The organism is Salinibacterium sp. SWN1162, from assembly GCF_015864675.1.
Classification (GTDB): domain Bacteria; phylum Actinomycetota; class Actinomycetes; order Actinomycetales; family Microbacteriaceae; genus Rhodoglobus.
Genome location: NZ_JADYWT010000001.1, coordinates 1,992,765 through 2,012,400, shown reverse-complemented (window position 1 = coordinate 2,012,400; position 19,636 = coordinate 1,992,765). Strand labels below are relative to the sequence as shown.

The following is a 19,636-nucleotide window of genomic DNA, read 5'->3' as shown; positions in this document are numbered from 1 at the left end:
GATGACCGAGAATATCGACCTGACTGACGTGGCTGCCGTAGAGGACGATCTGGGTGGGATTACTGACAGCAGTCGGCAACCGAGCGAGCTTGACCGAAAGATCAACGAGCACTTCGCCGGATCAGTCGTCCGCAAGGACCTCGTCAAAGCAGTCAAAGGAAACGCGATCGTGCCCTCCTATGTACTGGAGTATTTGCTCGGGCAATATGCGGCATCCGATGACGAAGCAACGATTCAGGCCGGGATCGAAACCGTTCGGAAGATCCTCGCCGACCACTATGTGCACCGCAACGAGTCCGAACTGGTCAAGTCAAAGATTAAGGAGCGCGGGCGCTACCGGATCATTGACAAGGTCAGCGTCACGCTCAACGAGAAGGACGACCTCTACCAAGCCTCGTTCGCGAATCTGGGTATCAGCGGCGTCGTAGTCGACTCGGCAACATTGAACGCGCATCAGAAGTTGCTCGTCGGCGGTGTGTGGTGCTTGTGCGACGTCGAGTACTTCCACTCCGACGATGCGAGGGTATCGCCGTGGATTCTGGGGAGCTTGAAGCCAATCCAAATGTCGAGCTTCGACCCCGCGGGCTACCTTGCCGCGCGGGCTGAATTTACATCCGATGAATGGATCGACCTACTCATCCAGTCGATCGGGTTCAACCCTGAGATGTTTGGTCGCCGAGCGAAGCTGCTTCAACTTGTTCGCTTGATCCCGTTCGCCGAACGCAACTACAACCTCGTAGAACTGGGCCCTAAGGGCACCGGCAAGTCGCACATTTACTCAGAGTTCTCACCGCACGGCATGCTCGTCTCGGGCGGAGAAGTAACCGTGCCGAAGCTGTTCGTGAACAACTCCAACGGCCGCCTCGGGCTCGTCGGTTACTGGGATGTTGTCGCGTTTGACGAGTTTGCAGGTAAGAAAAAGCGCACTGACAAAGCGCTCGTCGACATAATGAAGAACTACATGGCCAACAAGTCGTTCTCTCGCGGTGTTGAAACTCTCGGGGCAGAGGCTTCCATGGTCTTCATAGGCAACACGTCACACACGGTGCCCTACATGCTCAAGCACTCAGACCTCTTTGATGAGCTTCCGGAGAGCTACCACGACCCGGCATTTCTGGATCGCTTGCATTTCTACATCCCCGGGTGGGAAGTGGACACGATCCGCAACGAGATGTTCTCGAACGGCTACGGATTTGTCGTCGACTACATCGCCGAAGTGCTGAAGTCGATGCGCAACCTCGACTACTCGGACCGCTATCAGCAGTACTTCACACTGGGGTCAGACATCTCGACTCGCGACCGCGACGGCATCCACAAGACCTTCTCCGGACTGATGAAGCTGCTCTACCCTCATGAAGACGCGACGCCGGCGGAGATCGAAGAGATTTTGCGACTCGCGGTCGAAGGCCGTAAGCGCGTGAAAGACCAAATTCTGCGCATGGACACCACCATGGCTGCGGTGAATTTCGGCTATGAGTCGCCCGCTGGAGAGTGGTCTGCTGTAACCACTCTTGAAGAGGACGAGTATCCGTCGCACTACTACCGGAATCGTGTCGCCCCGCCCACGGGAGTCGCATCATCCTCCGACGCATCTGAGGTTTCGGCTCCGAGCCTAGCTCAGGCGACGGCGCCGGCGAGCGTGGAGACGGAGGCCGCTTCGATAGAGCTTTCTGAAGGGCAGCGCGACTTCGCAGAGAATCAGCGTGGCATCTCCTACGAGACTCTGCTCATGCCATACCTAGAGGGCGCAACCGAGATTGAATTGCACGATCCTTACATCCGCCTGGGACACCAGGGTCGCAACCTCGTCGAGTTGCTCGCGGGCATCGCAGCTGCGAAGGATCCGGCTGACGAAGTGATCTTCAATCTGTTCACAGTCCTCGACGAGGACCCCGAGTTTCAGCCCAAGCAACTTCGAATGCTGCAAGACATTGTGCTGGGTGCCGAACAGCAGGGCATCAAGGTAAACGTGGCGAAGGATCCTGGCGGCCACGACCGATGGATCCGAACAGATGGCGGCTGGCGAATCAACCTAGGGCGTGGCCTCGATATCTTCCAGAAGTCTGACGGTGGTTGGTTCGACTTCGGCACGAGCCGCCAGGAGTTCCGCCAGGTGCGTGCGTTCGGCGTGACTTACATTCGGGAGAAGTGATGAATTCAGGCCTACGGCGCTCACGGTTTCATGCGCGTACTTCGAGATCGAAAAAGACGTCTCTGTGCGTGACTCGACCTGACCTCGCGAAGATGCTCTAGTGACGTCGCGTGTTTCGAGCCAACCCAGCGCGCCAGGTCTGGAGTGGGTGCGCGAACAATACTTTGGAGCAGATGAGTCGGCAAAGACCACTCCAGCGGCATTCAAGGCTCAGGCGCTGGCTTCGGCTAATGCTGTTGCTGGCGCCTTAGATATAGCGCTACAGGAAATCTCTGCTCAGGACAGTTCAACGGAGCATCGAGCGTGGCTCGGGGATAGTTTGGACTGTCTGCAGGCTAGAAAAGAAAACTTGGACGCGGTGCGCAAAACTCTCGCACAGCGTGATGTCGAGCTACCAATGCGTGTTGTCCTCATGGGGCAAACAATGGCAGGCAAAAGTACGCTTTTTGAGTTTCTGTCTGAGGGGGATGGATCGCGCGTGGGGGAGGGCGGACAGCGATTTTCCCGAGATTCGTGTGCGCGCTCCGCAGCAGGGCTCGACATCGAAGTGGTTGACACTCCTGGTGTCGGGGCGATGGATGGTCAAGAAGACTACGAGGCCGCGTTCGCCGAAGTGGCTAATGCTGATCTGATTCTATGGGTGGCGACCAATCAAGCGGTCCAGGAGCAAGTTGGTCGCGCGCTGGAAGCACTGGCTGACCTCGGGAAACCGATTATCGTAGCGCTGAACTGTCGCGAAGACGTTTCGGATGAACCCGGTCTAGGCAACATGCTGGAAGACCCTGAGCTTACATTCGGCGGCGATGCGCTGGGGAACCTTGCACCGATTCGGCGGCATCTCGCTCGGGCAGGTAGCCGCTACATCCGCGCTGTGCCGATTCATGCTCAGGCTGCGTTGGTAGCTATCTCTGGAACCCTCAGCGACAACGAGTCCCGAAAGCTGCACACCAACAGCCGTATCGACGCGCTCCTCGATGAGCTCCGCAGCCAAGCGCAACGCACGGTCGACCAGAGGCGGCTCATCAGCATCTCCGACAGCATTAGAACCGAACTCATGGATACGATCAGTGCGACCCAGAACGCCCATGAGGCGGCGCGCAGGGGAGCGGCGGTGGCAACGGGATTGCAGAACGACTTCCGCACGCAGGGTCTTCGAAGAGTGAATGATGCCAGTGAGGAACTAAAAGCTTCCTTCGATAGTTCGATTAGTGCTCGTGAACGATGGGCGGATCACGTCGATGTCGATCAAGGAGTGGATGCGCTTAATCGGCATCTTGATGAGGAGGTTGAACTACTCCGTGCGGAACTCAAGAAATCCGTTTCCGCCATAAGCGGGACGCTGGAGTCGGACCTGCAGATGATTGCTGTCGATGTCGCTGAAGATTGGGCGGCGTTCGACACCGGCAGCTTTCGCGGCCTTAACAGTCGCGCAAGTATCTGGGGTAATCGCGCAGTTAAGGCAGGCGGGCGCTTCGCTGTCGGAATGGGCGGGCTCTTCCTTGGCGCAAAAATTGGAGCGCTGGCGGGAACTGCACTAGGGCCCGGTCTAGGAAACGCCATTGGTTTAGTCGTCGGGTCCGTGGTCGGACTTGTGGCGGGGCTCGTCGGGGTGAACAAGCTCATCGATTGGATCGGCGATAAGACTTTCAGAAGTGCCGAAGAAGTTCACAAGCGTCGTCGAGAAAAGGTACGCGCCCAGGTGTCGGAACTGCTTGAGGAACTCCGGGAGGATCTCGAAACTGCAAACGAAACCGTCAGGCGAGAGTGGCTAGACGCAGTCGACAGCGAGGTCTCCCGACAAGCTACGTCGTGTGCGATCTTGCAGCGTACTGCTGACGTATTGCAGCAGTTCTTGTTTGAGGAACTCGAACCGGCAATCATGCAAATTGACGCCGAATTGGCTTGTGAACTTTTGCGTAATTCAGGTCGCGTGCGAGCGGCGACAGCCGTAACACGGGCCACTCGATGGAGAGGTGCTGGAATCGCAGTCGAGCTCTCGGACGCGGCCTACAGCGAGCTTGTGCTCTTCCCTCTGGAAGAGACGGTCGATCGCATCATCCCGACCTCAGCGAACGGGTTCCCGGGAACCAATGCGCTTCAGATTATTCGACGTCTCACGAATCATGCATTGACAATCAATCGGCTGACTGCGGATGAACTAGATGTCAGCCTCGACGCTAATCCTGCGCCGGGGATCCGAGAGGCTTGGGAAGCTCTGGCTGCGGTACATGCCGGAGTCGACGTACACATTAGAGAGACTGGCGGAGGCCAACTATGACGAACGTTCTGATTCACGATCTGCCAGCGGGTTCTCAAGCGTTGTCTGCCCGGCTTGAGCGCGTCTTGCGGTCGACGACGGATACTCGCGCTGCTGAGATTCTCGGCCGCCTACGAATTGAACCTCGACAGAAACCGCGAATGGTTGTTACTGGCCAGTACAGCAGCGGAAAGTCGAGCCTGATCAAAGCACTGTCCGACGGAGTGATCGACCCTGCCATCGCCGCGGACATCGCTACAGATGAAGTCACGGACTATGAGTGGGACGGCGCAGTCATTCTCGTGGATACGCCGGGGGTTCAATCAGGGCTCCGCAGTCACGACAAACTGGCACTCGAAGCAATCGGCACCGCGGACTTCGTACTTTTCGTCATCACAGTCAACCTCTTTGATAATGCATCGAGAGATTATCTTCGCTACCTAGCGAACGAACTTCAGCTGTTCGGGCAGATGATTCTCGTGATTACCCAAACAAGCAAGCAAGCTGCGGCGGAGGGCATCAGGGAAAAAGCGGTTCAAGAAGCGCTGGGCACGTCGACGTTCAATCTGCCGATCGCTGAGGTCGACTCTGTCTATTATCTGCGCAGCCTAGATGGGGGTGCCAGGGCAGAGATACTCCGTTCGCACTCGGGGATGGATGAGCTGCGCGCAATAATAAACAAGATCAGTGAGGACCGCGGAGAGTTAGCTCAGCTCCGCCAACCATTGCACCTAGTGCGCCAGCTGTGTGATGAGGCTCAAGAACTCTTCGCGGAAGAACCGCAAGCGCAGTCCGCGCTTACATTGCTTGCCTCTCAACGTGCAGCAATAACCGAGCGTCGACACATGATCGAACAAGCGCTCATTTTATCCGAGTCCAAATTTAAATCCGCGTGCTTGGTGAACGTTAGGGCATTTGTGGACACCGCGACCACTCTTCCAGCGGGCGATACGCAAGCTGACGAGACCCTAACTGCGGCTGAGACGAAACTAGTGGTCGCACTTGATGGGCATGCTGAGAAATTTGCACACGAGATCAATCGGCTCACAGAGATGCAATTCGATAAATTGTCGGAGCGGCTTCTGGAGATCGGGCAAAGCAACCGCGCGTTGCAGCTAGTTCGCCCGGAGAAAGACGTGGAACTGCGCGGACCAGATGCGCTGGAGAATTCTCACGCTTCCGCATCCTCGGACGGCCGCGTCGCTCGACCTGTCAACTGGCTCTCCATAGCTGATCAGCTCAAGAAAGGGCAGACATGGTGGGGTGCGGGTGACGGGCTGAAAAATGCGTCAGGCTCGGTTGGACACAATGTCGTCAAGGATGTTGGCCACGTGTTCGGGAAGAAGTTTAAGCCGTGGGAAGCCTTGAAAGTCGCTGACAAGATTGGCAAGGCCGCCAAATTCGGCGGATTCGCAATCCAGATTGGCTTCGCGGGCTACGAGGTTTTGAAAGATGATCGCGCAGCTCGAAGCGCTCAAATAGAAAGCGAGCGTCAACACTCGGCATTCGTCACCGAAATAATGGGACTCGCCGAGAAAATCGCGGCCGATGCGCGCGAGCAATTGTGGGAAATGATTACGCCTCCCATGGACGCCTTTATCTCGGATATCCAGGCGACACAGGATGAAATACTCGGCGCCAGCGAATCTCGGGGAACAGCCTCCCGTGAACTGGGGTTAATCGCGTCAGAGGCAGACAGTCTTCTGGCTGGAAGCGTCGGGGTCCGTAGGCCCGGTGAGCGCGACTAAGTCGTCGAGAAGCGAAATTTCAGCGCCCGGTTCGCAGCGTAGCCGGCCGGATTGTGCCCGGCAGCAGCGCGATATTGCGGTTTGCCACAACGCGCTTAGCTACTCTTCCCTTGCCGATTGCGATGGTGCCGCTGGCTGCTAGCCGCAAACGTAGCGAGAAACTAAGCCGCCGTTCGTGACCCAGGTTGAAGATCCGAATGTGTTGGAGCGGTCGCCGGAATCATTGAAGCAATCGTTGCTCGCTTGGTGATCTTAGGCGTGCGCGAATTAGTTTCGGCGGTTTTGAAAAATGCCGCGCACATCTAGGTCAGAGCTCACATCGGGCTCGGAAACCAGAACCGAAGGATCCTAGATGCCAAACGCAAAATGGCCGGTCGCAGCGTTATCCATTTTCTGTTACGTCAAAGATGTCCAGATTGCAGTAGGGCTGACGTCCGAAGCCTCGTTCCCGCATTTTGCGGATCACTTTATGAAGGACATCCTTGAAGGCCATAGGGACGGGGTGACCGAATCTGATTTGGCGCGGAGACTGCGTTTGGAAGTCCAGGACTGGGTGGAAGTCGAGGATTCTAGGGGACTCGCCGAGCGCAACGCCAAGCGGGTTCAGGCGGAAGCGCGGGTGCCCTGGTACCAAGACCATCCGGAAGGGCGAAAGGAGCACGCGCGAGCCGTGCAGGCGCTGGCTTCTGTGCGACGCGCTCTTCAGATCGTCGAGCCAAATCTCGACCTCGACAAGGTGAAAGGTATGCAGCTCGCCAAGGTTTTGGCGAGGGCCGCTCGGGTCGTTGACTACCGCATGATTCCGGTCTTTGTCATGGTCGCAGAGCGAGAAACAATTACTACGAACATGATATTTGGCCATGAACCAGAGTCAACGGGTTATTACATCAATACTCGGCTGCGAAAGCTTCGGGGTCTTCCATCACGGGGGTGATTTCGATCCGCCGGCTGGCTCCCATCTGCGGGGGGCGAATATGTGGATATTGCGCACTGCACGCCACACCCTCGCGATGCTAATCGCGAGGGCGCGAAGCCCAAAGGGAGTAGCGAGCGGCGAACTGAGCATTGCGAGTTTCTGAGACGCCGGTCCCTTGACCGACTGGCTAGCGAGACCTCCACCGTTTCGGTTGGCGTCTCAACTGGGGTACCTTCACCGGGCCTATTGCCGGACCAGTCTGTTGAGACAGTAAATCGTGGTGAGCCACTAGCGAGCCGATGGAGACAACAGGTGTCCGGGTGACGTTCGGTACCGGATCGCCCAAACTATTTCACCACTACTAAATGGACTACAGATCGACTGCCTCTTGAATCTCAGCAATGACCTCAGCTAGTTGATAGTCAGGCTGAACCTCGACTAGCTGGCAACCGTTCTCCTGGCATAAGGCTCGCTTGCGAGCATCGCGTTCCAACTGCCGTTCGTAGGCGAGCTGTCCACCAAATCGGTTCACAGGAGAGCTGTGCTGCACCCCTTGATACTCAATCCCGATGTTCTGATCCGGAAGATAGATGTCCAAAGACTGCAGCCCGAGCCAACCAGGGCGACCTTGGTGAAGGACACGGTACTCGGGGAACGCTTCGCGTACCAAGCGAAGAAGTAGGACCTCGGAGACCCACGCTTCGCCTACAGCGGGCAAGCCAGCATTGGAGCGCGCTATGTTCTCGGCATCACGATAGAGAGAGCGCATACGGGCTCGTACAATCTGAGAAAACCAGTATGTGCGACAGAATGTTAACGGCCAGTCCAGACCGTGTAGCGGCCCACCAAACCTAAATTTTGGACTTGGGTACGCCAGGTCTCGTTCGATCATTGCGTCGTGATGCTCAAGGTAGCTGTCGATCTCTTCTTGCGTGATAAACCCACCGCACTCCTCGGCGACGGCAACGGTACTCGTTCCACGTCCGCGCTCGACGAACAATCTCTGCCATAAATCAAAAACGATACTGCAACCCAGTTCGCTGTGGGCGGCATCGAGGAGACTTTGGAGAACCTGATCAACTTCATGTTTCAGCTTGTGGGCCGAACCGGTGATCATATGATCCTTCAACATCCAGCCTTCGACGGTGGCGGCCTGCAAACGATCATCTTCCACCATGGGCGCCAGCGTGACGTACACGTCCATTGGAAGCGTAGGATTCAACACGTCAAACCCGCCCTGCCAGTCGTTAAGTAGGAAGTGAACCGAAGCGCGCCGAAATTTGCACGCCTGCGCCAGCGTTGTGTCGGGATATTCCTGTTCGAAGCGTTCGTAAGTTGATCGAAGCGCTTGATAGTTCTCATCAAGGTTTTCCTCGACCTTGGAAAGGAAGGCAAATGCGTAGCTCCACTGTCCTTCGAGCTCGACATAATCGCCGGCCAGGTGCCGCTTCTCAAAGTCCTGAAAAAAAGCGAGCTGGATATCGTCCATGTCGCCTATCGACGTGTAGTAAGACTTGAATAAGGGCACATCGCCGACGGGGTCAGAGATTTTCGGAAGATCTGGTGCGCGACCAGCGCCAACTGAATCTCCAGAGAAATGAACCGTACCTACCTTTTCCATCCAGAGAAGGCGGCTCTTTACCTTCGTGATGCGCGCATTCTCAGCGCGAATCCTCAAGGTAACAAGTTCAATGCTGCGATCCTGCTCGACCGCGCCTCTCAGCCATCTCATCGCTTTCAACGTTTCCCAATGCGCGGCGATGCGCCTGTCCGGATTGAACAGCTCCCGCTTTGCAGCGTCCTCTGCCCAAGCGCGCCTAGATGCGCGCTCCATCAATTTGAGAACATCCTCGGCGTCGAATGCGGCAGCTAAATTCCCATAGGAAGGCTTCGAAAGTATGTGCAAAAGCCTCGTACCTTCGGGGTCGGCACCCTCGTCGAGGAAGCGGTGCAACGTCTCACGAAGCTCGGTCAGCGCGAGATCGAATTCTCCAGCTTTGATCAGATCACGAGCATTTGTCGTAGTAGACATTCCAAAAGGTTAGCGGTAGGTACAGACACGCTTCGTCTATCGGACACGTGCGTCGCGCGCCACCAGGGTAAGTAAGTTCGATGAGCCGCTGCCCGCGCGATTGTGGCGCGTCATCTGGTCGCGGCAGTACCGGGGGACAACGAGCTTTGACATACCGCGGGTAGATGACGATAAGGTCGCGGAATGGAATCGATTCGAATTAATCTGGCAGTTTCGCAACGGACTGAATCAGGCGGTCGGGAGCTCGTGCCGCTTTGCGTAGCCGGACAGCCCGACAGCAACTACAACGAAGCCATCGAGCGAGCAGCGCACGAAGCTGGAGTCGATATCCGACACGACTTAGCATTGCCATTTATTGATTTTGAGGACCCCGAGTTTGGGGTGACCTTCACGATTCTCATCGACGACTCCGCCACCCTTGAGGGTGTGCTGGAGATAGTTGGCGATGAAGCACATGCAGATCCACCCACGCTGCAAGCCGGACGCGGTGGCCGCGGCGGTGGCGGTGAATTTGTGCCGCTGCTGCCCGAGTACTTGATTTCATCGATACGGCTGAGTGCGGAGATATGGGGGTACGGCGTACTCGCGCTTGGGGTGTGGCAGCTCGGCGTAAAACGCTATTTTGCTAACATCCATCGTCTTGCCGCGGATTGGGTTCGCACCGAGCAACTTGACGACGAGCTTCGTCAGAAGGTTCTTTCGCGCAGCGAATGGACTGAAACGGAACTCAACAAGGTTTTCGGGTTGAGCCTTGAGTCGACAAGTCTTCTCCTCACGACGCTCGGATATGAGTTCCACCGCCGGGACGGGGAAGGCATTTGGGTCGATGTGCGGAGCGAAGAGATCCACAACCGCAAGCCGTGGCAGTAAGAATCACGGGTCGCTCCGATCCATGCAACCCGCAGCTTCGGGCCTCGTGGTGGCGGAGGGATTGAGACGCGAGCGGCAACTGGGACCAGGGATAAATAAAAAAGTGAACGATCCGACTGCGGAATTCTCCAGATCGGGGTTGGCCGATTAATGAGGCGCCATGTTTAGAACTCATCACTCCGACGACATAAGAGGCGTTATCGGCGAGAAGTTGACGGCGCGGAAACCACTAATCGAGCCAGACAACTGAAGGCCGTCATAGCCGGTTGGCCGCGCCTGGAAGCGGACGTTGACCATCCATATCGACCAGCGAAGACTCCCGCTCCAAGGTCCCAATGGTGAGCGACTCTTCTGCCACGATAGGCACATGGCAAAGACACTTCAGACGATTGAGCCGGGTGTCCCCAAGGAAACAGGCCAGCTAATGGAACTGCTTGGCGCATTTTCCTTTCGACTGCGGGAGAAGCACTTACTCATCATCGTGCCACTCGTCGCCGCCGTTCTGGCGCCGGTGCGAGCCATGCTGATCAGCTTCTCCCGAGAGGACGTTGTCGACGCTAACGGGGAACTCATCGGATGGTGGGGGCTGTTCAACTTTGCAATCCCTGTGGGCGCGGTCCTCATCGCGGTAGCCGTTGTTCTCGACAAGATTGCAGACGTTTATGACAAACGCAGCACGGCGCTCCAAGTCGCAGACGTAGAAGCACAGCGCCGTGCCGCGGAGGACACCGCGGCGGCATCAGTGAGCGCCCTGGCCGCATTAATGGCCTCGACTATACGCGCTGCAACTCGGAGCGGAGTAGCTCATAAGACTCTGGTCGAGGAACTACCCCAAATGCTTACCTTGCAGGCCGCGAAGGCAGTCGGAACGGGTACGCGCGCTACGTACTTCACCTTGAGCTATGACGAGCAGGGCATGCGCATTCTGAGCGATCCAGTTCACTCGACAGAGTTCCCTCGAACCGATAAGCCGACGCGAGGTTTTTACGAGTCTGAGCAGCCTGGCCACTCGATCTGGTCGGTCATGAATGGCGCAGATGAATCACCATCGGTCCGCCACTACCCCGAAGAGATCGACGATCTCGACTGGGCGACTAAGGAGTACAAAACCTTTATCTCGTTGCCCGTTAAGACTGAGAAGACTCAGTTCGGTATGCTCAGCGTAAATAATGCACAGGACGGATCCATCGCGACGACCCAAAAATTCGTGATCTTGGCGATGGCGCGGGCGTTCGCTCTCGTGCTCGCTTCAGATCAAGAGGCGCAATCATGGCTGGCGCCGTTGCAGCCAAATGACAGTCGGGAGAGTTAGTCTGTGGTCATGAAAAAGTTGGCAAGCACTTCCGCAAAACGCGAAGATGTGGGGAAGCCTGAAAAGCGGCGAGGATCATCCGGTAGGCGCACCTCCGTCGATCATGCGGCACAGACCCGGACATGGGAAGCAAATCGGTCTGCGTGGCTCCGCGCTCAGGCGCATGCGGCAGGTTACTCAACTCGTTGAACTCAGTTGCATTCATCGACGTGTAAAGCAATTCATCGGCAAGCTCACCCCGAACGATGACCTCACGCGCCAATTCGAGGTCAAAACCCCTCAACGGCTCGCGGAATTGCCCGCATTACCGAAGGTATTCGCGAAGCAATGCAGAAGTGGTTTCGAATGCGAGGATCTACTCGCAAGGGAGAGAGCCCAGGGCATCATGACTACTGATAGAGAATCCGGTGGGCTGCCGGGCATTGCTGCCGGAGGAGCGGCACCCCTGCCCCTCGTTCGCCTAGAGGCCGCTGAACTCATGCCGCTACGCGAAGCAATGCGCGACCTCCAGAGGTCCCTTGCGGATTACTACGCAGAAACGGCTCGCGGAGGTGACCTAGGTCCACGAGTACGTAGCTTTCTAGTCGCAGCGCAGACGCTCAACGACCTTCTCACAAATTCGATCGCTGAATCCGGGGCTTACAAGGACCTCTTCGCCGGGCAACGACACCCTGCTGCCGACTTCGTCGACGCCGTCAAATTTGCACGCAATGTCTCTCAACACGTACTTCACATAGTGCGCCCCAGCGACGAGATGAGTCTCGTCGGCGGCTCATTAGGCATGAGGGTGTACGCAGTCTGGGATGACATCCCCGCCCACGTCGTTGCACAACTTCGGGCCGCTACGCGGAAGCTTGAATCAGCGTATCAAGCAAACCTTGAGGGACACGAGGTAACTGGCACCATGATGTCGGTCCTGCGCTTCTATGCCGAAGTTTCACCCGAAATGGTTCACCGAGACGCGCGTAACGAGTGGACGGGATTTCCGCTTCTTAGTCAGCCAGGCATGAACTCCCCGTTGCACCCTGAAGAGCCTGCAGGTCTGACCCAATCGCGGCATTGGATGGATAGCCGCGCTCCGGGAGGGGACTGTCGAGTCGTCTGCGGCCAAACCACAATTGATGGCACGTCATATGTATATGGTCAAACATTCGTTGGGCGTCACTCGTTTGCGCCGTTCGCTGAAACGGTTGACCAAGCAAACTACGACATTGGAATCGGATATCCATATCTGGACGGCAACATCGCCGCGAACTTCGACGATGTGACCGATCGATTCCCCGAAGCTCTGCAAGGCTCCGTAATCGCGAGTCGCGGTGACGTGCTCAGTTGGGCAGCACCGATCGCGCGCATCGACCTCCAAGACGATTGGCACGGTCCAGGAATCAACGCCGATTCCTGGACGCAGGACGTCAAGATGGAGATCGATACAAGGATGCCGGAAGGCTTCAGATTCGGGCCAAGACGCGCTCGCCGTCTCAACGCACTCGTGCCTCCACGCTGATGCTTCGGTTGGTGCTATCGAGCACGATCGCCGAAGGATGATCGTGGCACCCGGCTACTCCACGCTTCCGGCGGACTGGGCCTCCGCGATCCTCGGACGCGGGTTTGACTTGCGCTCGCTGTATGCAAACGTAGATGCGATCTATGGTGCACTGGGCTCCCTCGGCATGGTCTCTCCGGGTCAGCGGGCCGACGTGTTTCGAGCATTCCACCGCACGCCGCTCACATCGGTTCGAATCGTCATTGTAGGAGAGGACCCGTACCCGGACCCCGGGCAGGCGCATGGTCTCGCTTTCTCAGTTCCGAGCAGCTACAGCGGTCCTCGACCGGTTTCTCTTTCGCGAATGTATGGGAGTCTCCGCCGTGATCTCAATATCGAGCCGACGGGAGATGACCTCACGAGTTGGGCAGACCGCGGAGTATTGCTTGTCAACGTCGCACTCACTCATAAGGTCGGTGCGCGAAAGCCCGACCTTCAACTTTGGTGGTCCTTTACGGCAGCAGTGCTCGCCGTGGTCCATGATCAAACGCGACCGATCGCGTGGCTCGCGTGGGGTGACTTTGCCAACAATATTATTGACGAGATTCCAGTGACGAACATAAGACATCGTGTATTCAAGAACGCGCATCCACGAGCTGGACGGGCAAACAGAGAGACTCTGGCCCAGCGCCCGCCTTTCGCAAACGTGAGCGCGTTCCTGGGGAGCGATCCAATGGTCGACTGGAGCCTCTGAGCTAAGCTGGCGGTCATTTCGACCCGCGGTGATAGGAGTCTAGGGGTGGTCAATCGTGCTCACTGCCGCGCGAGTAGATCCTGGGCTCAACAGTGGGCGCTCAGCTTTTGGGCTGGAGCATCATCGAAGTTTCACCTTGACGCTGCCCCTTTAGTGGTTTGATTCCCATTGGGTAAGCGGCCTAGCTAGGCCGGCTTGGCAGGGTAGGAGATCACGCAGGTTGCTGGTTCTGGGCTTGGTCTTGTGGGCTAGGAAACTGAATTCCCGGTTGTGGTGGGCTCCGCACTCGTGCCCCACCTTAGGATTGCGGTTCGATCCGTTCGCTCTCCGGAAGCAATCAGTGTTTCCAACTGAGACGAAATTTAGTTGCGTGTGCCTTTCAGAGAAGATCCGGGCTGCGCTCAAGCCGCCGCGGGGGACCACCCGCAGTCGTCGCAGGTATTTGTTGCAGGCAGCGTAACGAAACAATTGACGCAGGTGATATCCGCGGGTGGGTTGGGCGCTGTTCGACGAGAGCGTCGCGCGCGTTCGGCCGGGGTCAGGTTGGGCTTCCCGCCGTCAGATGGAAGATCCTTGGCGTACTTTTGGTAGCAAAGAAGACGATGCCCTGCGGCGTAGATCTCGATGTCCTCGCCGGGATTGTCTGCGACAGACTTCGGTGCCCGCGCGTAGGGTTCTCCGATCGTGCCATCTTGGTAGACGCATAGTGAGGTCAACGGAGGCTCCGCCCGGTCCCGGGCAAGGATCGCCACTTCCTCAAGTAGCTTGCCGATCCAGTTCGTGATGAGGACCCGCGTTCGGATGCCGGATTTTTCTTGGACCAGCAGCGCCAGTTCTTTGTAGGTCACGAAGGCGTCGTACGTGTGGGCTGTGCGGACCAGCTCATCGAATGCGACAGTAGCCCATTCACGTAACGCTTCGGCTTGGGAGATAGGGGAGTTATCCGCTTCTCGATAAATGCCTGGCTGTTTGTTTCCGGACTTTGCCATGCTCCGACCATACTCGGGATGGGTGGCAGCGATGATAGGAACGCGGGCTTGAGACTGATTTTCGATAGCCCACGCTTAGGCGATGCTTTGAATCAGGCGGACGGGGCTCAGTTATTCTTGGTCGACTCGTTGTCGTTGCGATAGCTGGCTCGCGAATGTGCCCGACAACACTCGGAAAGAGGAAAATTCGAAGGGCTGCGGAGGAAAACGTATTTCACGCGATGAAAGTCGGCCCGTGCTTTCGTGATCATTTGAGTTCTTAGAACGGCCCACAATGTGCCCCGGATTTCTCACGAAATCCGGGGCTTTTCTATGCCCACGCGCGTTCTGACTGCGGTCGCGCGTTGTGCATTCTTAGGAGAATCGCCTCTCCCAGACGGTGTCTGACTAACATGAGACTTCAGGTGAGCGAAGCTTACTAATTTCAGGGTGGAGGCGATCCGAGGTGACAGTGAAGACCAGAGTTGCTGGCGTTTTCGAGATCCCGGTGCGCGATGCTGGAGAAGCGTTTGGTGAAGAGCTGGCTGCAGTGCATCAAGACGAACGGGCGACGGTGTCAGAACATGACCATTTTTGAGCAACCTCATCCTGCTTTTCTTTCGACGACTCGCACCGGAATGTGTGCGCTGTGGGAGCCATCGCGTTTCACACACGTGAATGACTTGGACGCGTGGGAGGACGCGTTCGATAACGACGAATCGATCATAAGGATGATCAAAGAGGGTGCTTTGTTCCTCTGAACGTGGGCGGGAGCTCAACTTTTAAGATTGATGTTCGTTCCGGAGCGCTCACCGAAAGAGAACAGCGGCTACGAGCGGTGACATCGGAGCCGTATCTGTTGAAGACCGAGGGCCTGATACAGGTTGGTGCCCTTGAAGAAATTGGTTCGCTCATGGGGGTTCGTTAGTGAGATTTGATCCGGCCACCTAAAACCCCTCCTGAAACGCCTCCTGACCGGCACTTTGCTCGGTTCGCGAGTGTCGCCTGCGGGGAACAGGGGAGCGCTATCGTCATTCTGCTGGCGATCGCCGGTGTTCTTGGACTCGCCGCCGCAGTTCTGGTCCACGAGGTTGCCAAGGTCATCGTCATCAGCCTGCGTGCCGCTCGTTCCCCATAAGCCCGCCTCGCACAATTCGGAGCCGAGCGGGCGCGCGCACTACCTTTACTGCCCAGAGACGCTAGTTGATCGACTGATGGGCTGTCGGGTGACTTGCTCTCAGTCGGGGCCAGCGGGCGTGTCCGCGCTAGGTAATTTCGGCTTCAGGCGACAAACAGATCGCGTAAGCCTCGATCTCAACGGTACGTGCAGGATGATCGAGAGCGGATACCTCAACGATTGTCGACGCGGGTCTTATCTTCTCAAATGCTTCGAGGTGGGCTCGAGCGACAAGAGGTATGTCGGCGATATCCGTGACGTAGGCGACAGTACGTACGACCGCGGCGAGGTTCGCACCAACGTCTTCAAGCGATTTTTCTATGATGGCTAGGGCATTTTTGGCTTGAGTGTAAGAATCGCAGCCCTCGATGAACGGCGGCTGTGCAGACGTTCCCGACACGTGCACATGATCCCCGACTCGGATCGCCCTCGAATAGCCGTAGATGGCCTCGTATGGATCCTCCGAAGCTGCCAAAGTACGCATTAGGCCAAGATAGCAGGGTTATTTGCGTGAGCTCGGACGACGAGCCGCTTGGCAGTCGCCGGTGCTCGCAACACCGAAACCTGTGTTCACGCGAAGAATGCCACGTCGCGCATTGCGTTCAGCGCCCTGCTCTGCCCCAGCCGTTGAGCATTGCATCTCCGCTGCCTCGTCTGAGAACAACGCCCGCCATGCGTCTAAATCATTCGCGTCAAGCACATCGCGTACCGATGAGATAAGTCTCGACTGGCTAAATCGTCTACACGGTCGGTAATCTCGGTCACGGCGTCACCACCCCGCACGCTTCGCCGCCTAATTATCGGGGCGTTTGACACGCTTGGCTTCGTTTTCGCATGGTTGCTCCACCGGTTGACCATCGGCCGGCGTTTGAGCAGTTCGCGTGACGCACAATAGTTCAAAAAGCTACCTTGTGTACTATCGTTTTGATCAACAGTCATTTGTTCGTCGTGTGACACAGCGATGGACCAGACTTTTGCAGTGCGGACCCCACGACCGTCAATACAGAAATTACAATGATGTTCATAAACTTTCACGCTGAGTTGGCTCCCGCGTACCGCCCCGCAGCGATTCCTGCGGAGGCTGACGTGAGCTGGTCAGACCCGACTCTCTCCTGCACAGCGCAATGACAGAGGTAATCCGCACGGCTGACGTCGCAGTAGTCGAAGAGCCAGAGAACGACTTAGTGATGCGCGCCCTCGCCTCTGAAGCCGACATGAGCGTCACTTGGGTTCAACTCGCCGGGAGTCACCGGCGGCTGAGCACAGCACGCTCGACTCGCGCATATGTTGTCTTGACTGGGGCGGTCGAGATTCAGCTGGGGGACGACCGGTCACAGAACGTTGAGGCAGGCAACGTTCTGCTTGTGCCACGCGGGGTGCCGTACGAGCTCTCAGGCTATGGCACCTATCTCGTAATTAACGCGCCTGGGTTCGTTTCTGGCGACGATGAGTATTCGGCGGCAGCTGAGACAGCCGTTTGAACGCTCCCATTGCCTTTGATCGACTGGCACGCCGAAACCGGGGTGGAAAAATCGAGAAGCTTGGCCCAACGTTAAGACTGAATTACGAGAGGAATGGGTGGCATGCGATTCAGCTTGCGCGTCAACAATGACTTGGATATCCGGACCCTCGCCTCGGCGGCTGTTGCGGCCGACGTCGCCGGCTTTGAGCAGATGTGGGTATCACACGATCTCATGATGCGGTCAGCACCAGCGCTTGTCGGAGCGTTGGCGGTCAAAACAGAGCGTATCCACCTCGGTATCGGGATCATGAATCCGTACTCGGTGCATCCTGCTGAGTTAGCAATGACTGCAGCCACATTGCAGGAAATTAGCAACGGGCGATTCCTTCTGGGCCTTTCTGCCGGGGCGGGTGAGTTCCTGGCGTGGATCGGAATTGAACATCAAAGACCGCTTAGCCGAACCAGAGAAGCGCTCCGTGCGATTCGGGCACTCCTTGCGGGGCAGCGTCCGAGCGAGATTGATGGCACAGGCGCAGACTGGACTGAACACGCGTACCTAAGGATGCCGACACAACAGGTCCCCATATATCTGGGGGCGATGAGCCCGAAAATGCTTGAACTCGCCGGGCGAGAGGCTGATGGTGTGCTCGCGCTATCGTTCCCACCGGAGCACTTCACGACAGCTCGCAGGCATGTTGAAGACGGAGCGGCATCGATCGATCGATCGATGGATTCGATCGACGTTCCCGCATGCGTTTGGCTCTCCGTAGACGAGGACAAGGAAAAAGCCGATCGCGCGCTCGCACTCAAGCTTGCCTACTACGGAGCCGCCTTCTCGCCGTATCTGTTGGCACGCGCTGGACTTGTACCGGAAGATTTCGCAGAGAGCGACCAAGCCTTGCGTGATGGAGACATCGAGAAAGCCATTTCCGGGATAACGCCGCAGATGTTGCGCTTGGGAATTAGCGGCGATCCTGACTCGGTCGTCTCGCGCTGTCAGGAAATCAAAGCCGCCGGAGTCTCACACTTATCGTTCGGCCCACCGCTCGGTGCTGATCCTGTCAACGCGATTGAGCTTATCGGCAGCGAGATCTTGCCACGACTTCGGGACGAACCCAACTGAGCCCACTCGCTCCAACCGATTCATGCGGTTCAGTCCATCAAACGAGGATTACACGGAACACGGAACACGAGACCGAACAAGAGGACGGGAAGCGGTGTCACAGGCAGGCGACATCTCGCCGCACACCACGATTTCGTAGCTCTTCAACAGGACTCGATGGCCCATCAAGCCTGACTTCTGCATGGGGGGCGGCACCGTCTTAACTGGCGGCGCAGGGATTTTCGAGGATCGGCGTCTCTCTCCGTTTGTCTCGTTTAGGCTCGGTGGCAAGGAATTCTCGCCCATCGGATCGAGGTTTTGGTTATGCCGCGGCCCTCATCGACTGGGAGCAACACAATCTGACGCAATGGGCCTCGCATCCACGAAGCTTCGACCTCGTTTCTTCGCATTTTATGCACCTGTCTCGGCGGATCAGGTAAAGCCTGTTTCGTTCGTTAGCCTCCGCCTTCGCGCAAGGCGGCACGCTGCTGATCATCGGCGACGACGCGGCCGACGTCGGTCTAAAATCTCTACACAAGGGTCATCTCGCCGAGCTAATGTTCGACTCAGACGATGCACTCGCCGCGAGCGCCAGCGAGGACTTGGTGGTTGAGTTTGCCAGCTCGCGCGAACACGGCACGCAGCCTGCTGAGGGAAGCGTGCTCAAGCATGATGTGGTGGTCATGGCCACCCGCATATCCCAGCGATTAGAACGCGTTCTGCAGCTCGCAGACGATGTCCACCTCGATGGGGGTGCCGTCTTCGAACGTGCCCGCGAAGCGCACTTCGACGAGGTCGCGGCTTCCGTCTGCGGTTCGAGAGCCGAGTTCTGTGAGCGAAGCGATATCGCCTCGTGCCGGGGTTTCTACGCCTGCTGCTCCGACGAGGTCGTTGAATCGAAACTGAGATTCATTGATCGCGACGAAGTTCATCGCCTCATCTTCGTGGGCCTTCACGTTGTCGATCCCGACGATTGTAAAGATCCCGGGCATGCTGAGGTCTCCGACATCCTCCTTGCCGCCGAGACGGCTGATCTCGCAGTCGCCGGTGAAGTCCGGGAACTCGACCCCGTTAACAATCACGGTGGCATTTCCAACATCGTCGGAGGTGAGCCCACCGGCGGCAGGCTCATCCGGCGCCGCTTCGTCTCCCGCGGTTTCCTCAGCAGTGCTGGAGTCATCCGTCGTGCCGGTATCGGTCAGATCGTCGTCGGTCGACGTCGAGCAGGCCGCGAGTGTCGCCGTGATGGCAAGCACCACCGCGGCAACCCGAACCCTTCGCACTGCAGAGAGGGGAGTGAGAGCGAAAGGCGTGCGCGGCATAGTCATGGTTTAAGGCTGCCGACCGGCAGCCAGAATCCGCAATACGTCTTTAGGCGTACGCGCGCGGGTAGGGTGTTGAAG

General features: G+C 57.3%; 15 protein-coding genes. 11 read left to right on the top strand and 4 right to left on the bottom strand.

The window, feature by feature from the left end:
- The first annotated feature begins 1 nt into the window (after position 1).
- The 4 genes from brxL to I6E58_RS09505 all read left to right on the top strand — a co-directional run bounded on the left by brxL (position 2) and on the right by I6E58_RS09505 (position 7,091).
- Positions 2 to 2,152, top strand: coding sequence for a BREX system Lon protease-like protein BrxL (gene brxL / locus I6E58_RS09520; protein ID WP_197132638.1), 2,151 nt, complete (start codon positions 2 to 4; stop codon positions 2,150 to 2,152).
- A gap of 148 nt (positions 2,153 to 2,300) precedes the next feature.
- Positions 2,301 to 4,430, top strand: a complete 2,130-nt coding sequence (locus tag I6E58_RS09515) for a GTPase domain-containing protein (RefSeq protein WP_197132635.1) — start codon at positions 2,301 to 2,303, stop codon at positions 4,428 to 4,430.
- Entirely contained in the window at positions 4,427 to 6,157 is a 1,731-nt protein-coding gene (locus tag I6E58_RS09510; RefSeq protein WP_197132633.1) for a GTPase, read from the top strand. The genes I6E58_RS09515 and I6E58_RS09510 overlap by 4 nt, the downstream gene beginning before the upstream one ends.
- Before the next feature lie 352 nt (positions 6,158 to 6,509).
- On the top strand, positions 6,510 to 7,091 hold the full coding sequence (locus I6E58_RS09505; RefSeq protein ID WP_197132623.1) for a hypothetical protein: 582 nt from the start codon (positions 6,510 to 6,512) through the stop codon (positions 7,089 to 7,091).
- Between the two features lie 352 nt (positions 7,092 to 7,443).
- Here the strand turns inward: I6E58_RS09505 and I6E58_RS09500 are convergent, their stop codons facing one another.
- Complete coding sequence (locus I6E58_RS09500) at positions 7,444 to 9,105, bottom strand: hypothetical protein (protein ID WP_197132622.1); 1,662 nt, start codon at positions 9,103 to 9,105, stop codon at positions 7,444 to 7,446.
- Positions 9,106 to 9,288: 183 nt separating this feature from the next.
- On the opposite strand from I6E58_RS09500, the gene I6E58_RS09495 reads away from it, so the two are divergent.
- From I6E58_RS09495 to I6E58_RS09480, 4 genes are all read left to right on the top strand, one after another.
- On the top strand, positions 9,289 to 9,975 hold the full coding sequence (locus I6E58_RS09495) for a hypothetical protein (protein ID WP_197132620.1): 687 nt from the start codon (positions 9,289 to 9,291) through the stop codon (positions 9,973 to 9,975).
- Positions 9,976 to 10,342: 367 nt separating this feature from the next.
- Positions 10,343 to 11,287, top strand: coding sequence for a hypothetical protein (locus tag I6E58_RS09490; RefSeq protein WP_197132619.1), 945 nt, complete (start codon positions 10,343 to 10,345; stop codon positions 11,285 to 11,287).
- A 385-nt stretch (positions 11,288 to 11,672) separates the two neighbouring features.
- Positions 11,673 to 12,791 (top strand): hypothetical protein, encoded by a 1,119-nt coding sequence (locus tag I6E58_RS09485; RefSeq protein WP_197132618.1) that lies wholly within the window; start codon positions 11,673 to 11,675, stop codon positions 12,789 to 12,791.
- A gap of 43 nt (positions 12,792 to 12,834) precedes the next feature.
- Positions 12,835 to 13,524 (top strand): uracil-DNA glycosylase family protein, encoded by a 690-nt coding sequence (locus tag I6E58_RS09480; RefSeq protein WP_197132617.1) that lies wholly within the window; start codon positions 12,835 to 12,837, stop codon positions 13,522 to 13,524.
- A gap of 401 nt (positions 13,525 to 13,925) precedes the next feature.
- On the opposite strand, the gene I6E58_RS09475 is transcribed toward I6E58_RS09480, so the two are convergent.
- Positions 13,926 to 14,513 carry a hypothetical protein gene (locus I6E58_RS09475; RefSeq protein ID WP_197132616.1) on the bottom strand — a complete coding sequence of 196 codons (588 nt, stop codon included), beginning with the start codon at positions 14,511 to 14,513 and terminating at the stop codon, positions 13,926 to 13,928.
- Positions 14,514 to 14,964: 451 nt separating this feature from the next.
- On the opposite strand from I6E58_RS09475, the gene I6E58_RS14355 reads away from it, so the two are divergent.
- Complete coding sequence (locus I6E58_RS14355; protein WP_255531488.1) at positions 14,965 to 15,090, top strand: hypothetical protein; 126 nt, start codon at positions 14,965 to 14,967, stop codon at positions 15,088 to 15,090.
- Positions 15,091 to 15,757: 667 nt separating this feature from the next.
- Here I6E58_RS14355 and I6E58_RS09470 read toward each other — a convergent pair.
- Positions 15,758 to 16,153, bottom strand: coding sequence for a Rid family hydrolase (locus I6E58_RS09470; protein ID WP_197132615.1), 396 nt, complete (start codon positions 16,151 to 16,153; stop codon positions 15,758 to 15,760).
- A gap of 640 nt (positions 16,154 to 16,793) precedes the next feature.
- Here I6E58_RS09470 and I6E58_RS09465 point away from each other — a divergent pair.
- Together I6E58_RS09465 and I6E58_RS09460 are read left to right on the top strand one after the other, a co-directional pair.
- Positions 16,794 to 17,150, top strand: a complete 357-nt coding sequence (locus I6E58_RS09465) for a cupin domain-containing protein (protein ID WP_197132613.1) — start codon at positions 16,794 to 16,796, stop codon at positions 17,148 to 17,150.
- A 102-nt stretch (positions 17,151 to 17,252) separates the two neighbouring features.
- Positions 17,253 to 18,254, top strand: coding sequence for an LLM class flavin-dependent oxidoreductase (locus I6E58_RS09460; protein ID WP_197132611.1), 1,002 nt, complete (start codon positions 17,253 to 17,255; stop codon positions 18,252 to 18,254).
- A 686-nt stretch (positions 18,255 to 18,940) separates the two neighbouring features.
- On the opposite strand, the gene I6E58_RS09455 is transcribed toward I6E58_RS09460, so the two are convergent.
- Positions 18,941 to 19,561 carry a hypothetical protein gene (locus tag I6E58_RS09455; protein WP_129071231.1) on the bottom strand — a complete coding sequence of 207 codons (621 nt, stop codon included), beginning with the start codon at positions 19,559 to 19,561 and terminating at the stop codon, positions 18,941 to 18,943.
- Positions 19,562 to 19,636 lie beyond the last annotated feature (75 nt).